Origin of the sequence: Crossiella sp. CA198 (assembly GCF_052078295.1) — a bacterium.
Lineage (GTDB): Bacteria > Actinomycetota > Actinomycetes > Mycobacteriales > Pseudonocardiaceae > Crossiella.
In genome coordinates this window covers 165,420-187,680 of sequence record NZ_JBQJIM010000017.1, presented here as the reverse complement: position 1 = coordinate 187,680, position 22,261 = coordinate 165,420, and the positions used below count along the sequence as shown (strand labels likewise).

The 22,261-nt window shown below is 71.1% G+C and carries 22 protein-coding genes; 9 read left to right on the top strand and 13 right to left on the bottom strand.

Annotated elements, in window-relative coordinates; genetic code table 11:
- Positions 1 to 6 precede the first annotated feature (6 nt).
- Together ACTOWY_RS28010 and ACTOWY_RS28005 are read right to left on the bottom strand one after the other, a co-directional pair.
- Complete coding sequence (locus tag ACTOWY_RS28010) at positions 7 to 1,377, bottom strand: transglycosylase family protein (RefSeq protein WP_441312666.1); 1,371 nt, start codon at positions 1,375 to 1,377, stop codon at positions 7 to 9.
- A 328-nt stretch (positions 1,378 to 1,705) separates the two neighbouring features.
- Complete coding sequence (locus tag ACTOWY_RS28005; RefSeq protein WP_441312665.1) at positions 1,706 to 2,515, bottom strand: TatD family hydrolase; 810 nt, start codon at positions 2,513 to 2,515, stop codon at positions 1,706 to 1,708.
- Between the two features lie 56 nt (positions 2,516 to 2,571).
- Here ACTOWY_RS28005 and ACTOWY_RS28000 point away from each other — a divergent pair, with 56 nt between their 5' ends.
- From ACTOWY_RS28000 to ACTOWY_RS27985, 4 genes are all read left to right on the top strand, one after another.
- Positions 2,572 to 3,138 (top strand): PadR family transcriptional regulator, encoded by a 567-nt coding sequence (locus ACTOWY_RS28000; RefSeq protein WP_441312600.1) that lies wholly within the window; start codon positions 2,572 to 2,574, stop codon positions 3,136 to 3,138.
- Between the two features lie 334 nt (positions 3,139 to 3,472).
- Positions 3,473 to 4,414: an ATP-binding cassette domain-containing protein gene (locus ACTOWY_RS27995; protein ID WP_441312599.1), complete on the top strand. Its 942-nt coding sequence runs from the start codon at positions 3,473 to 3,475 to the stop codon at positions 4,412 to 4,414.
- Entirely contained in the window at positions 4,407 to 5,162 is a 756-nt protein-coding gene (locus ACTOWY_RS27990; RefSeq protein ID WP_441312598.1) for an ABC transporter permease, read from the top strand. Before ACTOWY_RS27995 ends, ACTOWY_RS27990 begins: the two co-directional genes overlap by 8 nt.
- A 55-nt stretch (positions 5,163 to 5,217) precedes the next feature.
- On the top strand, positions 5,218 to 6,549 hold the full coding sequence (locus ACTOWY_RS27985; protein ID WP_441312597.1) for an aminodeoxychorismate synthase component I: 1,332 nt from the start codon (positions 5,218 to 5,220) through the stop codon (positions 6,547 to 6,549).
- Here ACTOWY_RS27985 and ACTOWY_RS27980 read toward each other — a convergent pair.
- On the bottom strand, positions 6,530 to 7,378 hold the full coding sequence (locus ACTOWY_RS27980) for an inositol monophosphatase family protein (protein WP_441312596.1): 849 nt from the start codon (positions 7,376 to 7,378) through the stop codon (positions 6,530 to 6,532). The genes ACTOWY_RS27985 and ACTOWY_RS27980 overlap by 20 nt on opposite strands.
- 120 nt (positions 7,379 to 7,498) lie before the next feature.
- Here ACTOWY_RS27980 and ACTOWY_RS27975 point away from each other — a divergent pair, with 120 nt between their 5' ends.
- A complete protein-coding gene (locus ACTOWY_RS27975; RefSeq protein ID WP_441312595.1) occupies positions 7,499 to 8,077 on the top strand; it encodes a TetR/AcrR family transcriptional regulator in 579 nt (192 codons plus the stop codon).
- Positions 8,074 to 8,883: an alpha/beta fold hydrolase gene (locus tag ACTOWY_RS27970; protein ID WP_441312594.1), complete on the top strand. Its 810-nt coding sequence runs from the start codon at positions 8,074 to 8,076 to the stop codon at positions 8,881 to 8,883. Before ACTOWY_RS27975 ends, ACTOWY_RS27970 begins: the two co-directional genes overlap by 4 nt.
- Before the next feature lie 9 nt (positions 8,884 to 8,892).
- Here the strand turns inward: ACTOWY_RS27970 and mdh are convergent, their stop codons facing one another.
- The 10 genes from mdh to ACTOWY_RS27920 all read right to left on the bottom strand — a co-directional run bounded on the left by mdh (position 8,893) and on the right by ACTOWY_RS27920 (position 19,032).
- Complete coding sequence (gene mdh / locus ACTOWY_RS27965; RefSeq protein ID WP_441312593.1) at positions 8,893 to 9,849, bottom strand: malate dehydrogenase; 957 nt, start codon at positions 9,847 to 9,849, stop codon at positions 8,893 to 8,895.
- A 184-nt stretch (positions 9,850 to 10,033) separates the two neighbouring features.
- On the bottom strand, positions 10,034 to 10,351 hold the full coding sequence (locus tag ACTOWY_RS27960) for a DUF3017 domain-containing protein (RefSeq protein ID WP_441312592.1): 318 nt from the start codon (positions 10,349 to 10,351) through the stop codon (positions 10,034 to 10,036).
- Positions 10,348 to 11,199, bottom strand: a complete 852-nt coding sequence (locus ACTOWY_RS27955) for a bifunctional methylenetetrahydrofolate dehydrogenase/methenyltetrahydrofolate cyclohydrolase (protein ID WP_441312591.1) — start codon at positions 11,197 to 11,199, stop codon at positions 10,348 to 10,350. The genes ACTOWY_RS27960 and ACTOWY_RS27955 overlap by 4 nt, the downstream gene beginning before the upstream one ends.
- 18 nt (positions 11,200 to 11,217) lie before the next feature.
- A complete protein-coding gene (locus ACTOWY_RS27950; protein WP_441312590.1) occupies positions 11,218 to 12,201 on the bottom strand; it encodes a hypothetical protein in 984 nt (327 codons plus the stop codon).
- A gap of 58 nt (positions 12,202 to 12,259) precedes the next feature.
- Entirely contained in the window at positions 12,260 to 13,228 is a 969-nt protein-coding gene (locus ACTOWY_RS27945; protein WP_441312589.1) for a DMT family transporter, read from the bottom strand.
- A 47-nt stretch (positions 13,229 to 13,275) separates the two neighbouring features.
- Entirely contained in the window at positions 13,276 to 14,520 is a 1,245-nt protein-coding gene (locus ACTOWY_RS27940; protein WP_441312588.1) for an MFS transporter, read from the bottom strand.
- A 176-nt stretch (positions 14,521 to 14,696) separates the two neighbouring features.
- Complete coding sequence (locus ACTOWY_RS27935) at positions 14,697 to 15,914, bottom strand: MFS transporter (RefSeq protein WP_441312587.1); 1,218 nt, start codon at positions 15,912 to 15,914, stop codon at positions 14,697 to 14,699.
- A gap of 5 nt (positions 15,915 to 15,919) precedes the next feature.
- Positions 15,920 to 16,513, bottom strand: coding sequence for a pentapeptide repeat-containing protein (locus ACTOWY_RS27930; RefSeq protein ID WP_441312586.1), 594 nt, complete (start codon positions 16,511 to 16,513; stop codon positions 15,920 to 15,922).
- Positions 16,510 to 17,739 (bottom strand): reverse transcriptase family protein, encoded by a 1,230-nt coding sequence (locus ACTOWY_RS27925; protein ID WP_441312585.1) that lies wholly within the window; start codon positions 17,737 to 17,739, stop codon positions 16,510 to 16,512. The genes ACTOWY_RS27930 and ACTOWY_RS27925 overlap by 4 nt, the downstream gene beginning before the upstream one ends.
- Positions 17,740 to 17,997: 258 nt before the next feature.
- A complete protein-coding gene (locus tag ACTOWY_RS27920; protein ID WP_441312584.1) occupies positions 17,998 to 19,032 on the bottom strand; it encodes a LacI family DNA-binding transcriptional regulator in 1,035 nt (344 codons plus the stop codon).
- Positions 19,033 to 19,230: 198 nt separating this feature from the next.
- Here ACTOWY_RS27920 and ACTOWY_RS27915 point away from each other — a divergent pair, with 198 nt between their 5' ends.
- From ACTOWY_RS27915 to ACTOWY_RS27905, 3 genes are read left to right on the top strand one after another with little or no spacing between them, the layout of a single operon-like run.
- Positions 19,231 to 20,544 (top strand): extracellular solute-binding protein, encoded by a 1,314-nt coding sequence (locus ACTOWY_RS27915; protein ID WP_441312583.1) that lies wholly within the window; start codon positions 19,231 to 19,233, stop codon positions 20,542 to 20,544.
- Entirely contained in the window at positions 20,537 to 21,445 is a 909-nt protein-coding gene (locus ACTOWY_RS27910) for a carbohydrate ABC transporter permease (RefSeq protein ID WP_441312582.1), read from the top strand. Before ACTOWY_RS27915 ends, ACTOWY_RS27910 begins: the two co-directional genes overlap by 8 nt.
- Complete coding sequence (locus ACTOWY_RS27905; RefSeq protein ID WP_247755670.1) at positions 21,442 to 22,260, top strand: carbohydrate ABC transporter permease; 819 nt, start codon at positions 21,442 to 21,444, stop codon at positions 22,258 to 22,260. The genes ACTOWY_RS27910 and ACTOWY_RS27905 overlap by 4 nt, the downstream gene beginning before the upstream one ends.
- Position 22,261: the final 1 nt, after the last annotated feature.

The window sequence follows — 22,261 nt, the reverse complement described above, 5'->3', positions numbered from 1 at the left end:
GAAAGACTACTTGGGCAGTCCGAGCTTCGAGGAACAGTGCGGCCAGGCGCCGTAGCCACCGCGGGCGTCCCGGAGCTTGGTGGCCACCGCGATCTGCTGCTCCCGGCTGGCCTGGTGCGGCAGCGGGGCGTACTGCGCGCCGCCGTAGGCCCGCCAGGTGCTCGCGTTGAACTGGAGGCCGCCGTAGTAGCCGTTGCCGTTGTTGATCGCCCAGTTCCCGGTGGCCTCACACTGCGCCAGCCGGTCCCACACCGCGCCGTCCGGGGGCATCTTGGTGCCGACCCGGAGCTTCTTCGGCTTGGCTTCCTTGACGACCTTGGTGCCCAGCTTCTCCCGGGCGGTCTCCTTGCCGTTCTTCATGGTGACCCGGTAGGTGACCATCTGCTCGCCGGGCGTGCCCGGGTCCTCGACCTTCTGCTCACCGCGCAGCATGGTCGGGTCCTCGGTCTTCTCGACCGGGGGCTCGATGGCTTCCTTCTTGTTCACCACGGTCACGCCGGTGCGGCTGACGTGGATCTCCGCGCCGTCGCTGATCTTGCCGTCGGCGCCCAGGTTGACCGCGTCGGACGGGCCGAGGCTGAGCTGGAGCTGCTGGAGCAGTTCGGAGACGGTCAGCGCGGTGGTCTTCATCCGCTGCGGCTCGTTGCCGCCGTCGAAGAGCGTGACGTTCTTCGGGGTCTTGATCTCCAGCGCCAGGCCGTCCACCGGGATGGCCGCGGTGCGGTCCTTGGACAGCCAGGCGCCGTCGTGGTTGATGCCGAGCTGGTTGAGCGCGTCGCCGACGGTGCGGGCGCGCACCCAGGACTCGGTGGGCTGGCCGTCCACGGTCATCTTCAGCTGGCGGCCGCGCTCGAGCACGATCTTGCCGCCGTCGGCGATGGAGGCCTGCGGGGACGGGCTCAGCGCGTCGTGCGCCTTGGTGGCCAGCCCCTGGTCCTCCAGGACCTGGGCGACCGTGCTGGCGTAGGTGCGCACGGTGTGCTGGGTGCCGTCGATGTCGACGGTGACCTGCTTGTCCATCGCGACCGCTGCCGCGCCACCGCCGGTGAGCGTGATCAGCGCGGCGGCCACCCCGGCCTTGAGGAAGCGGCGCTTCCAGTCGGTGACGGCCTCCACCAGCACCGGCGGGACCTCGCCGCGGGCGCGGGCCTCGCGGTCCGCGTCGTCCTCCGGCCGGAGGTCGCGCAGCGCCGGGAGCATGGTGGTCTCGGCGTTGAGCAGGCCGATCAGTTCGTCGATGTCGACGTCCACGCTGTCCAGCAGCGCGTAGGCGTCGGGGCCGAGGACCTGGAGCACGTCATCGGTGGTGACGCTCAGGGACATCGACGGATGGCTGGGGTGGTCCAGGTTGACGCCCCGGAACGCCGGCCGGTCCATGACGGCGACGTTGTGCGCGGGGTTCTGCTCAAACCAGGAGTCCGAAGAAGAGGTGTCCTCGAACGTTCCAGTACCCACGGCAACACCACGGGGTTTGCCGGTTCCTGTCACGGGGTCGATACCTCCAGGAGGCGGTGTTCATGCAAGGCACGCCACGGTTGGTCGACGAGCCCCGACACACGTCTCCCTGTTTGGTGCGCACCGTCCCCGAAACCTGGTGTCCCGGGAACGATCACGGGACAGTAACGAGTCCCAGGGGGTTGCGCAAAGACCCCATTGGCGTTTTGTGACCTCGACCACAGCAACGGAAAAGGGTTACCAAGCGTCGTCAACGGGTAACCGACCGCTCTGCCAGCCGGAACACCCGTTCGGCCGTCGCGGAGGTGATCTCGGCGATCTCGGCCACATCCACTCCCCTGAGTGACGCGATGACACGCGCTGTATAGGTAACGGCGTAGGGCTCGTTGGGCCGGCCGCGGTAGGGGTGCGGGGTCAGGAACGGAGCGTCGGTCTCGATCAGGAACTGGTCGTCCGGCACCAGCCGGGCCGCTTCCCGGAGGTCCGCGGAGTTACGGAAGGTCACTGGACCGGCGAAAGACAGCACATAGCCCTTATCCACACACTTCCGGGCAAACGCAGCGTCACCGGAGAAGCAGTGGAAGACCACGGTGTCCGGCGCCCCCTCCTCGTCCAGGATCCGCAGCACGTCCGCGTGCGCGTCCCGGTCGTGGATCATCAGCGCCTTGTCCAGCCGCTTGGCCAGGTCGATGTGCCAGCGAAAGGCCAGGTCCTGGGCCGCGGGCGGGGCGTAGTCCCAGTAGTAGTCGAGCCCGGTCTCGCCCACCGCGACCACCCGCGGCGCGGCGGCCAGCTTCTCCAGCTCGGTCCGCTCGGCGTCGCCGAACACGCTGGTCCGGGTGGGATGCAGGGCGACGGCGGCGAACACCCGCTCATCCCAGCCAGCCGCCTCCACCACCCACCGCGCCGAGGGCAGGTCATCGGCCACGGTGATCACCCGCCCCACACCGACCGAGGCGGCCCGGTCCAGCGCGGCCCGCACCGAGTCGGGGTCGGTGAATCCGCAGGCATCCAGATGGGTGTGCGCGTCGATCACCGGCGCCGGAAGCGGTTCCGGCATCGGCGGCGGGTCGCCCTTGCGTCCGTGGTCAGCCACGGAGAACTAGCCTAGGAGACATGTCGGCGACTACCCGCCTCGCGGTGCTTGGCGCGGTGCGCATGCTCGCGCCGGTGAACTACTACCAGGTCCGCCGCAACCTGCTGAGCTGGAACATCGACCGCTGGGCGAACATCCAACCCGGCTCGATCTTCCACGCCCTCAAGTCCATGCACCGCGACGGCCTGCTCACCGCCGAGGAATCCGGGACCGAGGGCAGCACCCGCCAGAAACTGATCTACTCGATGACCCCAGCGGGCAACGCCGAGTACCTGGACCTGTTGCGCGCGGCCTGGATCCGCGAGGCCTACTCCCTGGACGGCCTGATGACCGCGATCTGCCTGCTGCCGGACCTGCCCCCCGAGGAACTGATCCCGTTGCTGAAGCACCGGATCGTCCGGATCGAGGCGGACCTGCTGATGACCCGCTCCGGCCAGGAGACGGTGCGCGCGCCCGGCAAGCCACGACACATCGTGGAACTGTTCGAGCTGACCGGCGAACTGGGCAACGCCGAACTGACCTGGTGCCGCAACCTGCTGACGAAGCTGGAGGCCGGGGAGTACCAGGGCTGGCAGATCACGGAGTAGCCCCAGGCGACAGCCAAGGCAACGTAGGACGACTCTGTTGGCGAATCGGCGGCGTGATCCACGCCCCGTACAACTTGGGCCAACTGGTACGCCCACTTGAGCCAAACCGGCGTACCAGTTGGCCCAACTCGCCGGAAGATCGGCACGCCAGGGCGAATTCGCCAACAGAGGCGTCCCACAACGGCCAACGCGGCGTACGACAACAGCCAACGTGCCGTACGAGAACGGCCAACACTCCGGCGGTGGGGTTGATCTTCGCTTGACGGCGAGGCCGAGCGTCCTTCATTCTCCTTGTAGTCAAATTTGACCAATACAATTTGACCTAGGAGTCGAGATGATCACAGCGCGCGGGCTGGCCCGCCGCTTCACCAGTAAGGGCGGGCCGGTTGACGCGGTCCGGGGTGTGGATCTGGACGTGGCGCCGGGCGAGCTGGTCGGGTTTCTCGGGCCGAACGGGGCCGGGAAGACCACCACGTTGCGGATGCTGACCACGCTGCTCAGCCCGACCGCGGGCACCGCCACCGTCGCCGGGCACGATCTGCGCCGGGACCCGGTCGGCGTGCGGCGACGGATCGGCTACGTGGCCCAGGGCGGCAGTGTCGCCTTCGACCGGGGGGTGGCCGAGGAACTCACCATGCAGGCCCGGTTCTACCGTTGCGATCCGGCCGATGCCCTTGCGCTGCTTGGACAACTGGAGCTGGTGGGGGTGGAGGACCGCGAGTGCGGGTCGCTCTCCGGTGGGCAGCGGCGGCGGCTGGAGATCGCCATGGGGCTGGTGCACCGGCCGCCGCTGCTGTTCCTGGACGAGCCGACCAGTGGGCTGGATCCGCAGGGGCGGGCGAACCTGTGGGCGCACATCCGGGCGTTGCGGGACGAGCATGGGCTGACCGTCTTCCTCACCACGCACTACCTGGACGAGGCCGACGCGCTGTGCGACCGGGTGCTGGTGATGGACCGGGGCGCGCTGGTCGCCCAGGGCACGCCGGAGGAGTTGAAGCGGCGGGTCAGCGGGGACACCGTGGTGCTGGAGACGGCGCATCCGGATCGGACCGAGGTGCTGGCGGCCCGGGTGCCGGGGGCCAGCGCGGTCAGCAGGCAGGGGCCCGCCGTGCGGTTCCGGGCGCCGCGTGGGGCGACCGTGTTGCCGGGGTTGTTGCGGGAGCTGGAACTGGCGGGGATCACCCCGGACTCGGTCGAGGTGCACCGGCCCACCCTGGACGACGTCTTCCTCACCCTGACCGGTCGCAGCCTGCGCGAGGAGGCCGTCCATGCGTGACACGCTGCTGGTGTTCCGCCGCTCCGTCCAGCCCACCCTGTCCAGCCCGCTGTCGCTGCTCGTGGACGCGGGGCTGCCGATCCTCTACCTGGTGCTCTTCGGGCCGCTGCTGGTCAACCTGGCTGCCGCGCCGGGGTTCCCGCCCGGTGGCGCGTGGGCGGTGTTCGTGCCGGGGGTGCTGTTGATGCTGTGCATGTTCGGCGCGATGTTCGCCGGGTTCGAGTTGCTGCCGGACTACCGGTTCGGGGTGTTCGAGCGGATGCGGGTGAGCCCGTTGAGCAGGCCCGCGTTGTTGCTGGGCCGGGTGCTCTACAACTCCGTGCGGCTGCTGGTGCAGGCCGTGCTGCTGCTGGTGCTGGCGGTGCTGTTGTTCGACCTGCGGGTGTCGGTGCCGGGCGCGATCCTCGGGTTGCTGTTGTTCGGGGTGCTGGCCTGCGCGGCGGCCTCGGTCTCCTACGCGCTGGCGTTGAAACTGAAGAACGAGTACCTGTTCGCGCCGGTGATCCAGGGCGTGTCCATGCCGTTGCTGTTGCTCTCCGGCGCGTTCATCCCGATCGACGTCGGGCCGGACTGGTTGCGGGCACTGGCCCAGGTCAACCCGCTGACCCACGTGCTGCGGGCCGAACGCGCGCTGTTCGCGGGTGAGTTCGCCGGGTCCGCGGTGCTACTCGGTATAGCGGCGCTGGCCCTGGTGCTGGGACTCGCGTTGTGGTGGGGGCTGCGGGTGTTCCGGCGGGAGAGCGCCTGAGTTCGGCTGGCCACATTCACTGTTCTGAAACAGCCTCACCAGTCATGATGCGCGCGTGCACGTGCTCACCCGGCCCGTTGGCCGTCACATCGCCCCGGAACTGGTGTTCCGGCGGCTGGTGGCGCGCGCCAGCGAACTGGGACTGCCGCCGCCCGCCGCGCTGACCGGCGACTGGTTCGACTCGCGGGCGGTGCTGCTGCCCTCGGTGCAGGTCAATCCGGTGGTGGACGGGGTGGCGGAGACGGTGCCCTGTCTGCAACCCACGGTGACCGGGCCGGTGCCGCCGGGCACGGTCGGCGGTGGCTGGTTCGGTTACCTCGGTTACGGGCTCACCGATCCCGGGACCTGGACCCAGCCGCGCGGACTGGCCAACGCGGTGTGGGGCTGGGCCGATCACGTGCTCCGGCTGGACCACAGTGGACAGTGGTGGTTCGAGGCGCTGGTCCCGGACAACCGGGACGAACCCGTTGCGCTGGCGGCGGAACTGGCCGAACTGGTGGCCGCGCGCGGCGAGCCCGCGCCGCGGCCGTGGCGGGCCGGACCGCTGCGCCGGGCCTCGGCAAGCAGGCACCAGGCCGCGGTGGCGGGCTGTGTGGACAACATCGCGGCCGGCGAGATCTTCCAGGCCAATGTGTGCACCCAGTTCGCCGCCGAGTTCGAGGGCGAGCCCGCGGAGCTGTTCGCCGAGGGCGTGGCCCGGCTGAACCCGGCCCGCGCGGCCTTCGTCGCCGGGGACTGGGGCGCGGTGGTCTCCTTCTCCCCCGAGCTGTTCCTGGCCAGGCGCGGCCGCACCGTGCGGTCCAGTCCGATCAAGGGCACGCTGCCCCGCCGCGGTCCGGAGGACGAGGGCAACGCGGCCCGGCTGCGCCGCTCGGCCAAGGACGTGGCGGAGAACGTGATGATCGTGGACCTGGTGCGCAACGACCTGGGCCGGGTCTGCCTGCCGGGCTCGGTGACCGTGCCGGAACTGCTGGTGGTGCGGCCAGCGCCCGGCGTGTGGCACCTGGTGTCCACCGTGCAGGGCGAGCTGCGGCCGGAGGTGGACGACGCGGTGCTGCTGGCGGCGACCTTCCCGCCCGGTTCGGTCACCGGCGCGCCCAAGGTGCGCGCGCTGGAGATCATCGCCAAGCTGGAGGATCAGCCGCGGCAGGTCTACTGCGGTGCGCTCGGCCTGGCCTCGCCGGTGGCCGGGATGGAGCTGAACGTGGCCATCCGGACGCTGGAGATCCAGGGCGGCGAGCTGCGGCTGGGCGTGGGCGGCGGGATCACCGCGGACTCGGATCCGCGGGCGGAGTGGCAGGAGTGCCTGGCCAAGGCCGCGCCGCTGGAGCGGTTGCTGGCCAGCGGCGCGGCCGTGCCCTGTCAGGTCAACCAGCGGGCTCGCTGAGCACCAGCGCGGCCAGTTCCTCGGCCAGCTGCGGGGTCGCCGCCGCAATGCCGGACCAGCGGCGGGTCAGGTCCACGTCCAGTTCCAGCGGACGGCCCCTGGCGTCGATCACCACGCCGCCCGCGGCCGGCACGGTGACCATGGCCGCGGCCAGGTCCATGATCCGGTGGGTGTCCGAGCCCGGGTCCGCGTAGGCGTCCACCGAGCCCTCGGCGACCAGCGCGCACTCCAGCGCGGTGGTGCCCAGCACCCGCACCCGGGACGCCCTGGCGGCCACCCTGGACCAGGTGGCCTGGTTGTTCTTGGGGCGTTGCAGGCAGAGCTGCGCGCCGTCCAGGGCGGTGCGGCCGGTGGTGCGGTAGGCGGTGGGTTCGCCGGTGCGCGCGTACCAGCTGTGGCCGGTGTCGAACCAGCAGGTCAGCGCCTCCAGGGGCTGGCCGTCCAGTGCGAGCACGCCGGCGAAGCAGCTCAGCGGGACGCCGGCGGCGGAGTTGCCGGTGCCGTCCACCGGGTCGACCACCAGGGTCAGCGCGGAGCCGTGGTCCAGGAACCCGGCCTCCTCGCTGAGCAGGTTGACCCCGTTGCGGGCGGCGGCCTCGGCGATGGCGTTCTCCACCAGGTCGTCCACCCGCTGGGTCGGCGTGCCGTCCGCGCCCATCCGGACGACCTCGCTCAGTTCCTCGCGGTCGAAGCGGTGCCGGGCGGCGCGCAGCGCGGTGGCCGCGGCGCGGGCGGCCTCGGCCAGCGCGTTGTGCACCGCGTCGGGCAGCTCGGGCTCGGGCACCGGCCAGGTGATGCGCCGCGGGCTGGTCAGCTCGACATCGGTCACTGCTGGCTCCTTCTCGGGGCGGGCATCTCCACTAGTTCGTACCCCGGTACTGGCGCGTGGCAAGCCTCATGCGCACAATGAACGAAAGAATAGATCGTTCATTGGTTCACAGGAGAGGTTGTGCCTGCCCCTTTCGACGAGCGGGACCGGGCCCGGATCAGGGCGGAGTTGCTGGCCAGCGGCCGGGAGCTGTTCGTGGCGCAGGGTCTGCGCAAGACCTCACTGGCGGAGCTGACCGCATCGGCCGGGATCGCCAAGACCAGCTTCTACGCCTTCTTCGATGCCAAGGAGTCCCTCTACGGCGAGCTGATGCTGGCCAACGCGCCCGCGATCCGGTCCCGGCTGCTGGCCACCCTGGACGGTGAGCCGAGGGCGGCGATCGGGGCGTTCCTGCGCGCGGTGCTGGCGGTGCTGGACGAGGATCCGTTGTACCGCAGGCTGATCACGCATCCGGCCGAGCTGGCCGCGGTGACCGCGCGGCTGTCCCCGGAGCGGGCCGCGGAGTTGCACGAGCAGGCGATGCCGCCGATCGGGGAGTTCCTGGCGCGCACCGGGCTGACCGGCCGGCGGCCGGAGGTGGTGCTCGGGCTGTTGCGCGCGGTGCTACTGCTTCCGTTGCACCGCAACGAGTTCGGCGAGGTCTACGACGAGGTGGCGGAGCAGATGATCGAGTTCGTGGCGACCGGACTGACCCGGTGACCGATGTCGAGGCTGGCGAGTTGCCCGGCGGATTCCCTTACCTGGCAGTGGGTTCCGGGCGGCCACTGGTGTACCTGCCGGGCTTCACCCCCGAGCACGTGAACCCGGCTGGGCTGCCCGCGCGGATGGCGATACGGTCGGTGCGGCCACTGGCCGAGGGCGGCTGGCGGGTCCACCTGGTCAACCGCCGACCGGGGCTGCGGCGCGGGATGTCGATGGCCGAGATCGCGGGCGAACACGCGGCGGCGATCACCGCGCACTTCGGCGAACCCGTTGCGCTGGTGGGACATTCCACCGGCGGCACGGTGGCCCTGCAACTCACCGCCGATCATCCGGCGGTGGTGTCCCGGGTGGTGCTGGCCTCGACCGCGTACACGCTGGGGCCGGTGGCGCGGAAGGCGCAGTGGGCGATGGCGCACCGGCTGGCCGAGCGCAAACCCGGCTATCACCTGCTGGCCGAGGGGTTCACCAGGAATCCGGTGCTGCTGCGGGTGTTGCGCGGGCTGATGTGGACGGTCGGCAACTTCGGGCCGTGGCCGTCGAACCCGGTGGACATGCTCACGATGATCGAGGCCGAGGACCAGGTCGACCTGCGCGCGCGGCTGCCGGAGATCGCCACCCCGGCGCTGGTGGTGGCCGGGGCGCGGGACTACTTCTGGCCGCCGGAGCTGTTCACCGAGACCGCTGAGCTGCTGCCGAACGGGCGGCTGGCGCTGTACCCGGAGGCCGGGCACGCGGTGAACGTGAGCCGCCGGTTCTACCGGGACGCGCTGGCCTTCCTGGCGGAGGGCAACGCGTCCCGGTAGAGCGGGAAATCAGAGGCTCTGGACGTCGGCCTGCTTGGCGCGGACGGCCTCGGCGGCCTCCTTGAGCGCGGCCAGCTCGGTGTCGGTCAGCTCGGTCTCGACGACCTTCTTGATGCCGCCCTTGCCCAGCTCGGCGGTGACGCCGAGGTAGACGCCCGCGATGCCGAACTCGCCGTCAACCCAGGCGCAGACCGGCATGACCGCGCCGGAGTCCTCCTGCACGGCCTTGGCCATGCGGGCGGCGGCGGCGGACGGCGCGTAGTAGGCCGAGCCGGTCTTGAGCAGCGCCACGACCTCGGCGCCACCGTTGCGGGTCCGGGTGACCAGCTCCTCGATCTTGTCGGCGGGCAGCAGCTCGGAGAGCGGCTTGCCGTTGACCGAGCAGGCCGAGGGCACCGGCACCATGGTGTCGCCGTGCGAGCCCAGGGTCAGCGTCTTGACCGAGCCGACCGGCACGGCCAGCGTCTCGGCGACGAAGTTGGTGAAGCGCGCGGTGTCCAGCATGCCCGCCTGGCCGATGACCCGGTTCTTCGGGAACTGGGTGGCGAGCTGGGCCAGCGCGGTCATCTCGTCCAGCGGGTTGGAGACGACGATCACCACGGCCTCTGGGGCGTGCTTGGCGACGTTCTCCGCGACCTGGCGGACGATCTTGGCGTTGGTCTCGATCAGGTCCATCCGGCTCATGCCGGGCTTGCGCGGCAGACCGGCGGTGATCACCACGATGTCCGAGCCACCGATGGCCTCGTAGCCACTGCCGTCGCGACCGGTGGTCTGGCCGACGACCTTGGTCTCGAAGCCCTCGACCGGGCGGGACTGGTTCAGGTCCAGCGCCAGGCCCTCGGCCTTGCCGTCGATGATGTCGGTCAGCACGACGGTGTCGAAGATGTCGTACTCGGCCAGCCGCTGCGCCGTGGTGGAGCCGTAGAAACCGGCGCCGATTACGGCGACCTTGCCGGAGCGTGCCACTGGGGAAGTCCTTCCGATCCGCATGTTCTTCCATGGGGTGGGTCCACGGACGCGCTGCGAAAAGACCGGTAAGGCCTCCGGCGGCGGTCACAACCGCGGGACCGCATCACCGGACTGTGTGCCCGGCTCCCGGAGGTTACCAACACCGGTGGGAGCCGGAGTTCTCCGGTGAGCAGCGTCTCTGTCAGGGGCCGATGGTCATGGCCACATATGTGATCATCGTCGCGAAGCCGCCGTAGGTGAGCACGTCGATCGGGCGGCTGCGGATGGCCAGCAGCAGGCAGACCTCCGGTGGCAGCGCGGCCCGGAACACCGCGGCCAGGAACAGCCCGCCTGCCAGCGTCACGGTGCCGCGTTTCCAGTGGTACATCAGGATCAGCACGAACCCGAAGATCACCATCGCCATCACCACCAGGAACGGCACCACCCGCAGCCAGCCGGGCCGCTGGTCCTGGGTGGAGGGCACGTCCTTGGCGGGGGGCAGGCCGGCGGTCACGCTCATCCCGCCGCTCGCTCGGCCGCCTCGACCACGTTGCTGACCAGCAGCGCCCTGGTCATCGGGCCGACCCCGCCGGGGTTGGGCGAGAAGAACCCGGCGATCTCACGCACGTCGGGGTGCACATCGCCGGACACACCGCTGTCGGTGCGGCTCACGCCCACGTCCAGCACGGCCGCGCCGGGCTTGACCATGTCCGGCGTGATCAGCGCGGGCACGCCGGCCGCGGCGATCACGATGTCGGCCCGGCGGACCTCGGCGGCCAGGTCCTTGGTGCCGGTGTGGCACAGGGTGACCGTGGCGTTCTCCGACTTGCGGGTCAGCAGCAGCCCCATGGACCGGCCCACGGTGATGCCGCGGCCGACCACGACCACGTGCGCCCCGTTGATCGGCACCTCGTACTGGCGGAGCAGCCGGATGATGCCGTGCGGGGTGCAGGGCAGCGGCGCCTGTTTGCCGAGCACCAGGCGGCCGAGGTTGACCGGGTGCAGGCCGTCGGCGTCCTTGGCCGGGTCGATCCGCTCCAGGATCGCGTTCGCGTCGATGTGTTTGGGCAGCGGCAGTTGCACGATGTAGGCGGTGCAGTCCGGGTCCGCGTTCAGCTCGTCGATCACCTTGGCCAGTTCGTCCTGGGTGATCTCGGCAGGCAGGTCGCGGCGGATCGAGTTGATGCCCAGCTGCGCGCAGTCCTTGTGCTTGGAGCGCACGTACATCGCCGATCCCGGGTCGTCACCGACCAGCACGGTGCCCAGGCCGGGCACGATGCCCCGCTCACGCAGTGCGTCCACCCGCGGCCGCAGCTGCTCGAAGATGGCGTTCTTGGTCGCCTTGCCGTCCAGGATCGTTGCCGTCACGGCCGCCATAATCCCATGTCATGTGGTGCTGGGTTGCTCGACCCGGTCCAGCCAGATCTCCCGCCAGAACGGGACGAACTCGCGCGGGCAGTTGCCGTTGTAGAGCCCGAGGCAGATCACGCCCTCCAGCACTATGCACGGGTTGCCCAGGTGCAGCATCCGGCCGGTGCGCTCGTCGATGCAGCGGTCCACGCTGGCCAGCACCCTGGCGGTGCGGCCGCAGAAGTGCGCCATCTCCTCGTCGAAGCTCATGCCGCGGTTGCGCAGGTTGTCGTCCAGGGTGGCCTCGATCTCCGCCCTGGACCGGATCCGCACCAGCTCGCCCGGTCGCAGGTTGAGCTTGACGCTGGGGGTCTTGCCCGGCTTGCCCGCGTTGAGGAAGCCCCAGTTCCGGCCGCCCTTGAACAGCACCTTGGCCGGCAGGCGTTTGCGGGTCTCCACCTGGATCCGGTTGAACACCCCGACCAGCAGTCCGCGCAGGGCCAGCAGCGGGCCGACGTTGCCGGTGCGCACATCGGTGAGGTACTGGCCGAGGCTGAGCACCGGCATGCAGATCGGCGCGGCCCGCAGCAGTTCGGTGGCCTGGCAGGAGTAGCGGGCCTCGCCGTCGGGGTCCGCGCCCTTGGTGGTGGCGTTGACCAGCAGCGGCAGGTTCGGTTTGCCCGCCGGTTCGGGCCTGCGGAGGTTGAGCTGACCGGGTTCGATCCGGCGCAGCCAGTCCTCCTTCCAGTACAGCGAGCAGGCGGTCTGGCAGCCGCCGTGCGCGGAGCCGTCGCAGCGCGCGCCGGTCAGGTGCACCGCGCGGGCCATCCGGCGTAGCCCGGTCTGGGTGATCGAGTCGCACAGCTTGTGGGCCACCTTGTGCACGGTCATCCGCTGCCCGCAGTAACGGAGCATCTCCGGCATGAACGGCAGCTCGTCCAGTTCGCCGCGTTCGTCCAGTGTCGCCAGAATCTCTTGCGCGCCAAGGACTTCGACCACGTCACCGACCTTCAGGCTCATGTCTCCGTGGTCCCACACCGCGACCCCGGGCGGCAACGCACCGTAACCGGTTTGTGACTCAATCGCGCTTGGGGAGCGCGGCCACGCCGACCGCGAGCAGGGTCAGCAGGGTGCCGGTGACGGCCAGCGCGGACAGGTGCGCGCCGTCGGCGGGCAGGAGCAGGTCCAGGGCGAGCGCGCCGAGCAGTTGCCCGGCCACCGAGCCGAGGCCGAGCAGCAGCACGCCGGTGACCCTGACCAGTGCGGCGGCCCCGGCGATGAAGGCCACGCCGACCACGCCGCCGAGGTAGAGCACCGGGTCGCCGGGCAGTTCGGCGGGCAGGCCGGCGATGCCGAAGTGGATCAGGCCGAGCACCAGCAGCGCGGCGGTGCCTGCCAGGAAGTTGACCAGCGCGGCCGGCAACGCGGCCCCCGCGACCTCCTTGACCTGGCCGTTCTGCGCCTGCTGCCAGGCCATGCCGATACCGGCCAGCAGCGGCAGCACGGCCAGCGCCAGCGTGCCAGGGTTGCCCAGCCGTTCGGACACCGCGACCAGCACGGCGAGGACCGCGAGCAGCGCGCCGGTGATCCGGGTCGCGGTCAGCGGCTGCGGACCGGCCGGGCCGAGGCCCGCGCGGTCCACCGCCAGGCTGCTCAGCGCCTGTCCGGCCACCACCGCCACGGTGAACACCGCGACGCCGAGCGAGGCCACCGCCACGCCCTGGGAGAACACCAGCAGCGCGCCGCACAGTCCGCCCAGGGTCTGCCACCAGCGCAGTTGACCGGTGCGCAGGGCCTGGCCGACCCGGCGGGTGGCCCGGCGGCTGCCGGGCAGCACCAGGATCAGCGCGAGCACCAGCAGCAGCCCGCTGCCGAAGGAGATCAGCGCGGCGCCGATGCCGTCCTGCATCCGCCTGCCGAGTTCGCCGTTGAGCCGGGACTGCAGCACGATCAGCACGCCGATGCCTGCCGCGCCGAACAGCCCGAGCAGCTTGGCGCGCGGGCTGACCTGGGGTGCGGTGGTCCGGGGCGGTGCGGCGGTGGTCATCACGCCCAGCCCAGCACAACTTCGTGGCCAGGTCATCCCATGTTTGCTCACACCGCGTCGGACGCCTCGGATTCGCGCTGGTCAGCCGCTGGGGTTGTGCGCCGGACCACAGTGACCGACCAGGCCATCATCGCGGTGGCGAAGACCATCACGATCGCGGCGCCCCCGGCTGCGGCGGCCGGGCCAAAGCGGTCCAGCAGCCAGCCGGCCAGCGGGGCGGCCAGTGCGCCGCCGGTGGTGGTGAAGCTGGCCATCCAGCCGACCGCCTCGGCGGCGCGGCCCTCCGGGGCCAGGTCGCCGATGCGCTGGTTGCCCGCGGAGATGGTGGGCGCGATGGCCAGGCCGCCGATGGCCAGGATCAGGCCGATCAGCACCGGCGAGGTCGGGTCCAGCACCGGTGGCAGCACCGGGATCAGCGCGGCCATGCCGACCCCGACCAGCGCCGTGCGCAGCGCGGGCCGCGGCTGCCCGCGCAGTCCGCCCGCGATCAGGCCACCGGCCAGCGAGCCCACCGCCCACACCGCGATCAGCGCACCGGCCACGGTGGGCATGTTCAGTTCCCGGCCCAGCGCCACGATGGCCAGGTCGACCATGGTGAAGGCCATCACCAGGAACAGCGAGGCGCCCAGCGTCAGGGCGAGGCCGGGCGTGACCAGCACCGAGCGCCGCCGGGTCCCGGCGGCCAGGGCGGGTCGCGGCGCGGGCTGGTCCATCCCGGCCTGCCGCAGCACCACGGCGAAGGCCAGGTTGGCGCTGAGCGCGACCACCGCGATCAGTCCGAGTGCCCAGCGCGGACCGAGCGCGCCGACCGCGAAGGCGGTGAGCACCGGGCCGAGCATGAAGGTCAGCTCGAACAGGGTGGCCTCCGCGCCGTAGGCGGCGGTGCGCGCCTGGCTGTCCTCGATCCTGGTGAACGCGCCGCGCACCACCTGCGTGGCAGGCGGCATGCTCAGCCCGGCGAGAAAGGCGATGACCGGTGCGGCGTACCAGGCCGAGGCGGGCAGCACGACCAGCACGGCCAGCCCGGTGACGTAGCAGAGCACGGTGATCACGATCAGCCGCGGCGCCGAGGTCCGGTCGGCCATCCGGCCACGCCACGGCCCGGACACGCCGTTGCCCACGGTCAGCGCGCCCATCACCAGACCGGCCAGCGCGTAGGAGTCGGTCCACTCGACCACCAGGAAGGTCAGTGCGATGGAGGTGCCGGTGTAGTGCATGCGGGCGAGCACCGACCAGACCAGCAACGAGGCCAGGTGGGGGACGGCGAGCAGTTGCCGGTAGGGACGGAGCACCAGCCCAGTGTGGCCAGGGGGTCCGACATTTCGCGCTCGATTTTTCTGGGCTTGTCCGCGGAGCCGCGTGGGCGAGAGTCGTGATCGAGGTGGTTCCTGGCGGTGCGGACGGGCCGCCCTCATACCGGGCGTATTCGGGCGGTCCGGCCGTGCCGCCAGGGGCCGCCTCGACGCGGCTATCGCTTGCGTGGCTCCGCGGACAAGCCCTGGGGCTTACGGCGGGTGGAGATCAGCGCGGACAGGGTGGCGATCAACGCGGCCACTGCCGCGCCACCAGCGGCGGCGGCCGGACCGACGGTGTCCAGCAGCCAGCCGGCGAACGGGGCGGCCAGCGCGGTGCCGGTGGTGGTGAAACTGGCCAGCCAGCCGAAGGCCTCGGCGGCCCGGTCGGCCGGGGCGAGTTCGCCGATGCGCTGGTTGGCCGCGGCCACGGTGGGTGAGATGGCCAGCCCGCCGATCGCGAGCAGGGCGCCGATCAGCACCGGCGAGGCGGTGCTCAGCGGCGGCAGCGCGGGCACCAGGATGGCCACGCCCGCGGTGAGCAGGGCCATCCGCAGCACGTACCGGGGTGTGCCGGTGCGGCCGCCCGCGACCAGTCCGCCGATCATCGAGCCGATCGCCCAGACCGAGACCAGCGCGCCTGCCACCGCGGGCAGCGCCAGCTCCCGGCCCACCGCGATGATCACCAGGTTCACGCTGGAGAAGCCCATCATCAGCAGCATCGCCGCGAGCAGCGCCGGGGTCAGCCCCGGCACCGCCAGCACCGAGCCGCTGGTCACCGCGGTCCCGGCCGCCTTTGGCGCGGGCTCGCCGAGGCCTGCCCTGCGCAGCGCGGCGGCGAAGGAGAGCACGCTGGCCAGTGCCAGTGCGGCGATCAGCCCGACCGCGGCGCGTGGCCCGGCCAGGCCGACGGTCAGCGCGGCCAGCAGCGGACCGCTCATCACGGCCAGCTCGAACAGGGTGGCCTCGGCCGCGAACACCGCCGACCGGGTCGTGCCGTCGGCGAGCCGGGTGTAGGCGGCGCGGGCGACCGGGCCGACCGGCGGCGTGCTCAGGCCGATCAGCAGCGCGAGCACCGGCGCGGCAGGCCAGGCCCAGCCGGGCAGACACAGCATGGCGATCATGCCCGCGGCGTAGAGCAGGCAGGTGGTGGTGAGCAGCCGGGGCGCGGACCGGCGGTCGGCCAGCCTGCCCCGCCACGGTCCGGATACCCCGTTGCCGAGGGTGAGCGCGCCGATGACCAGTCCGGCCAGCGCGTAGGAGTCGGTCCAGGACACCACCAGGAAGGTCAGCGCGAGCGAGGCGCCGGTGGCGTGTACCCGGCCGAGCACGGACAGGAACAGGATCGGTCCCAGGTGCGGGACCCGGAGTAACTCGCGGTAGGGCTTGAGCACCGGGGTCAGTCCACGACCAGGCCGTGCGCGGCGGCGAAGGCCACCGCGGTCCCCAGGTCCACCCGCGCGCCGACCAGCTGGGCCTGCACCAGGGCGTGCGCGTCCAGCCGGGCCTCGCGCAGATCGGCCTCGCCGAGCTTGGCAGCCTGCATCCGGGCGCCCATCAGGTCCGCGCCGGTCAGGTCGGCGTGCCGCAGGTCGGCCTCGACCAGGTTGGCCTCGCGGAACCGGATGCCGCGCAGGGTCAGCCTGCGCAGGTCCGCGCCGCCGAGCGCGGTCAGCGAGAGGTCGCTCTCGCGCAGGGTCCACGGCCGCAGCCTGCACCGCTCGAAACTGGAGCCGACCAGCGAACAATTGTCCATTGTGGACTCACTGAGCACCGCGCCGCGGAAGGTGCAGCTGCGGAAGGCACTCGCGGTGTGCTTGGACTCGCCGAGGTCGGTGCCCGCGAAGAGGCAGTCGGTGAAGGTGCAGTTCGCGGTGATCAGCCCGCGCAGGTCCGCCTCGGTGAAATCGCAGGCGAGGAAGTGCCGCCCGGTCCAGCTCTGCCTGCCCAGCACCGCGTCCGCGTAGCTCTCGCCGGTGATCGTCTCGGTCACGCCTGCCCCCAGTGGATGGTGTCGAAGATCGCGCGCAGCCGCGCCGCCCGTGCCGGGTGGGTGGCCCCGACCCAGCCGATCCGGCCCAGCAGGTGCGCGCGGAAGTCAGGGTGCCCGGCGTGGTTCTGCGCGCTCGGGCCGGTCCGCGCGCAGTTGTGCAGCACCGCCCGCAATCGGTCGTAGTCCTGGCGCGATACCGCGGGTCGCACGTTGACCACCAGCCCCGCCAGCTTCTGCCGCTGGTGCGCCGCCGCGATCCGGGTCTTGCCGGGGTGCAGCCGGAACCCCTCGTCCGCCGCGATCCGCCGCACCCCGGCGCGCAGCCGGTCCACCGGCAGGTCACCGGAGAAGGCCAGGTCGTCGGCGTAGCGGGTGTAGTTCGCGCCGATCCGCGCGGCCAGCCCGGCCAGGCGGCGGTCCAGCCGCGCGGCCAGCGCGTTGGCGATGGCGGGCGAGGAGGGCGCGCCCTGCGGCAGGTGCGGGACGGCCAGCCGATGACGCTCGGGGCCCGGTGGTGCGGCGCGCAGGACTTCGGGCGGGGTGGCGGTGGTGAGCAGGCCGGTGAGGGCGACGGCGAGGTTGCCCGGGTAGCCGAGGTGGCGGAAGTAGGCGCGCAACCGGGCGGCGGTGATCGAGGTGAAGAACCCGGCCAGATCGAACCGGGCGACCAGGGGCTGCCCGGCGTGCGGGGCGGCGAAGGTGACGGCGGAGCGGCCGGGGCGGAAACCGTGCGCGGCCTCGTGCACCGGGAGGTGGGCCAGCAGCAGGCGGGTGAGCCTGCGCTGGATCTCGGCGAGGCGGGGTTTGGGGACTTCGAGCGGGCGGCGGCCGAGCCAGTGGTGCCGGTAGTGGCGCAGCGGGGTGGCGGCGCGGCGGTTCCAGGTGCGGGCGTCGGCGAACCAGTCGAGTTCGCCGGGGGTCAGGCGCAGGGCGGCGGCCAGGTCGGCCGGGGTCTCCCAGCGTGGGACCTCGGCTCGCCAGCGTGGGCGCGGCGGGGCTGGGGGCTCGGCCTGGCGGGGCAGGTCGGCGAGCAGGCGGGCCAGGGCTTCGGGCGGGCCGAAGAACGGGCTCGGGCTGAGGTCGACCAGCCGGGCGGCGAGGGCCTCGGGGTCGGGGTTGGGCGCGGCGTGCAGCGGGATCCCGGCCAGGCGGGTGGCCAGCTCAGCGCGGGTCCAGGCACCGGAGAGGGCGGTGTGCGCGATGTGCAGCAGGTCGGGTGCGGTCATCGGGCGGCCGCCGGAAGTGGACCCGGGCGGCGGGCGGCGAGCCGGACCTGCGCGGCCAGCGGGTGCCGCCCAGAGGTGTGCGGCGGGGCGGGGCGACCTCTGCCATCGTCAGCCGCGTGGGGCCTGCACGCGGAGCGTACCGAACCACGCGGGGCGCACTGACCAGCTAAAACACTGCTCCCCGGGGTAACCCCGGAGGGAAGGGCGAGCACTGGGCCACCCCTCGTCTCGCTCCCGCCCCACCGCACCCCGCTGACGCTAGCCGCTACCCCCGACAGGCGGTGCGGTGCTCCCCCTCGGCTCCAGCCTAGGCAGCTCGTCCTGCACGTCCTGCGCGGGCAGTCCGCCGACCAGCCCGAGCAACCGCCGGGCGGCGCGGGCGCCGAAGGCCGCGGTGTCCCTGACCAGCGCGGTGAGCTGGGGGTGGGTCAGGCGGCAGAGCGCGGAGTCGTCCCAGGCGACGATGGACAGCTCGGCAGGCACCCGCACACCGAGTTTGCTGGCCTCGCTCATGCCCGCCACCGCCATCACGTCGTTGTCGTAGATGACCGCGGTGGGGCGTTCGGACGCGGTGAGCAGCCTGCGGGTGGCCCCGGCACCCGCTTCGACGCTGTAGTCGGTGGCCAGCGAAGGTTCCGCGGTCAGGCCGTGCCGTTGCATGGCCTGCTGGAAGGAGCGGACCCGGCGTTCGGTGTGGATCAGCCTGGGCAGGCCGGCGATGTGCGCGATCCGGCGGTGGCCCAGGCCAACCAGGTGATCGACGATGGCGCCCATCGCGGCCGCGTCGTCCACCCAGATGCTGGGCGTGCCACCGGGGCACGGGCCTCCTATCACCAGCGCGGGCACACCCAGTTTGGCCAGCAGCGCCGGGCGCGGGTCGACCAGCCGGGGGTCCACCACGAGCAGTCCGGCCACCCGGCGTTCGGCCCACCAGCGGCGGTACAGCTCGCATTCGGCGGAAAGGTCCTCGACCACCTGGAAGAGCAACGCGGTGGAACTGCGGGCCAGTGCGGTCTGAATTCCGGAGACCAGCTGCAGGAAGAATGGCTCGACGCCCAGCGTGGCGGCCGGCCGGGCGAACACCAGGCCCACCACGTCGGTCTTGGCCGCGGACAGCGCGCGGGCCGCGCTGTTCGGCCGCCAGTCCAGATCCTCGGCCACCTTCAGGATTCGCCGGCGAGTCTGCTCGGACACGCCGGGCCGGTTGTTGAGCGCGAACGAGACCGCGCTCTCCGAGACCCCCGCGGCTCGGGCGATGTCCCTGATGGTGACCCGTCTGGCGGCTGCCTCCACCGGGTGTGCACCTCCCGAAGTAAAGCGGTTTATCGATTCCGAGATAAAGCGCATTAGTTCAGGCACTGTCGCGCGGGTGAACACGGCCTGTCAAGCACTGGACAAGAAAGTGGACAGGGCTACTCTCCGGTGTTGACTCAGCCCGATCGACAGCGCAATTTTCACCCCACCCGGAAACCCGCCGAAGGAGTTCTCGTCATGCGCCTTGCCAGAGGGTCGACAACGGTGTTGGCCGCGATGACGGCGACGGTGCTCGCGCTGTCCGGCTGCGGACTGGGCGGGTCCGGGCAGCAACCGGGCAACCAGGCGGTCACCGGTGAGATCAAGGGCCAGGTCAGCTTCCAGACCTGGAACCTCAAGAGCAAGTTCGGCGACTACTTCACCGGCCTGATCGCCGAGTTCGAGAAGCAGCACCCCGGCACCAAGGTCGAGTGGCTGGACCAGCCCGCGGACGGCTACGCGGACAAGCTGAGCGCGGACGCCACCGCCGGCACGCTGCCCGACATCATGAACCTCTCGCCCGACCTGGCCTACCCGCTGTACCAGAAGAAGCTGCTGCTCGACCTGGACACCGCGGTGCCGGAGGCGAAGAAGGACTACCTGCCCAACGCCTGGGCCGGCTACGTGATGCCCTCGCCCGACCCGGCGCTGCGCCGCAACGCGAGCTTCCCCTGGTACCTCAACACCGGCCCGTACTTCTACAACAAGCAGCTCTTCGGCCAGAACGGCCTGGACCCGAACAGGCCGCCCAAGACCTATGACGAGCTGAAGGAACAGGCGCTGCGGCTGGCCAGCGTCAGCGGCGGCAAGGTCGCCATGCTCGGCCAGACCCCCGGCATCGAGGACTTCGGTCTGTACGGCGTGCCGCTGATGGACGAGGGCGGCACCAGGTTCACCTTCAACGACAGCAAGGGCGTGCAGCTGATCGAGCTGTACAAGGCCATGTACGACGCCAAGGCGCTGCTGCCCGAGGCGCTCTCGGCCACCTACACCGGCGCGGGCGCGAAGTTCCTCGCCCAGCAGATCGCGCTGTCCTCGGGCAGTGCCTACGACCTGCAGAAGTTCCGCACCGACGCGCCCGGCCTGTACGCCAACATCGGCATCACCGAGCCGATGAGCAACACCGGCAAGGCCAACATGTACCTGCAGGGCCTGTCCATCGCCGCGCAGAGCAAGAACAAGCCGACCGCGATCGCCTTCGCCCGGTTCGTCACCAACGCCAAGAACCAGCTCGCCTTCGCCAAGATCGTCACGGTCTTCCCGAGCACCGCCGGCACCCTGGACGACGGCTTCTTCACCGCCGAGGACGGCACCGACGTCGGCCGGGTCCGGGTGGCCGCGGCCAAGCAGCTGGCCAATGCGGTCAACTACACCCCGGTGCAGCTCTCCGACCAGATGAAGACCATCCTGCGCAACGAGATCGCCAACGCCATGCTGGGCAAGCAGTCCGCGAAGCAGGCACTGGACAACGCGGTCGCGCAGAGCGACAAGCTGTTGCGCCCCAATGGCTGAGCTAACCCAGCGGCGCAAGCCGGTCAAGCGCGAGTGGTGGCTGACGCCCTGGCTGTTCCTCGCGCCCGGCCTGGCGGTCGTGCTGCTGTTCAGCGTCTACCCGTTCCTCAACACGGTGCTGCTGTCCTTCACCGACGCGACCGCGCTCGGCGGCGGGCAGTTCACCGGGGTGGACAACTTCGTCCGGATGCTGGACGACCCGCAGTTCTGGACCGCGATCACCAACTCCTCGCTGTACGTGGTCGGCGTGGTGCCCGCACTGGTGGTGCTGCCGCTGCTGCTGGCGTTGCTGGTGCGCAAGCAGGTGCCGGGCATCACCTTCTTCCGCTCGGCCTTCTACACCCCGGTGGTCGCCTCCATCGTGGTGGTCGGGCTGATCTGGACCTGGCTGCTGGACAGCCGCGGTCTGGTGAACAGCCTGTTGCAGGGCCTGCAACTCGTCTCCGAGCCGATCCCCTTCCTCACCGACGAGACGCTGCTGCTGATCAGCGCGATGGTCGTGACGGTGTGGAAGGGCCTGGGCTACTACATGATCATCTACTTGGCCGCGCTGGCGAACGTGCCCAAGGAACTGCACGAGGCGGCCGAGGTGGACGGGGCCGGGCCGATCCGCCGGTTCTTTTCCATCACCGTGCCCACCATCCGCTCCACCATGGTGCTGGTGGCCGCGCTGTCCGCGGTGGCCGCCTTCCGGGTCTTCGCCGAGATCTTCATCCTCTCCGGCAACTCCGGCGGACCCGGCGGCGCGGACATCACGCTGGTGATGCTGATGCGCCAGACGGCCACCGGCCTCAACGGCGACCTCGGCTACGCCTCCGCGCTGAGCCTGGTGCTGTTCGTGCTCACCCTCGGCCTGATGTTGCTGGTGCTGCGGCTGAACCGGAAGGAGGACGAGGCGTGAGGATCCGGCTCGTACTCCGCTACCTGGTGCTGGTGGCGGTGCTGCTGCTGTCCATCGGCCCGTTCCTGTGGCAGCTGTCCACCTCGCTCAAGGGCGTCGGCGAGGACATCTACAGCTATCCGCCCGCCTTCCTGCCCAGCGATCCGACGCTGGCCAACTTCGGCAAGGTCGCCGATGTGGTCCCGGTGTGGGACTTCGCGTTGAACTCGCTGATGGTGGCCAGCGCGAACGTGGTGCTCAACTGCCTCGGCGCGTCGATGGCCGGTTATGCCTTGTCCCGCATGCGTTTCCGCGGCCGGGGCTTCGCCGTGCTGGCCTTCCTGCTGGCGCTGCTGGTGCCCGGTGAGGCGATCCTGGTCTCGCTGTTCCTGATGATGCGCAGCCTCAACCTGGCCGACACGCTGGTCGCGGTGGTGCTGCCAGGGGCGATCGGCGCGCTCAACGTGTTGCTGATGCGCAACGCCTTCAGCGCGCTGCCCGCGGCGGTGGAGGAGGCCGCGGTGATCGACGGGGCGAACGCCTGGCAGCGGTTCACCCGGATCGCGCTGCCCTCGGTGAAGGGCTCGGTGGCCGTGGTGGCGATCTTCTCCTTCATGTTCAGCTGGGACGACTTCCTGTGGCCGTTGATCGTGCTGAGCAACCCGGAGAACTACACGCTCACCATCGGCCTCAACTACCTCAAGGGCACCTTCGCCCTTGACCAGCGGCTGGTCGCGGCGGGCACCATCATCGCCGTGGCGCCGCTGATCCTGATGTTCGTGAGCCTGCAGCGGTACTTCTTCCGCGGGGTCGGTGAGGGGGCGGTGAAGGGTTGAG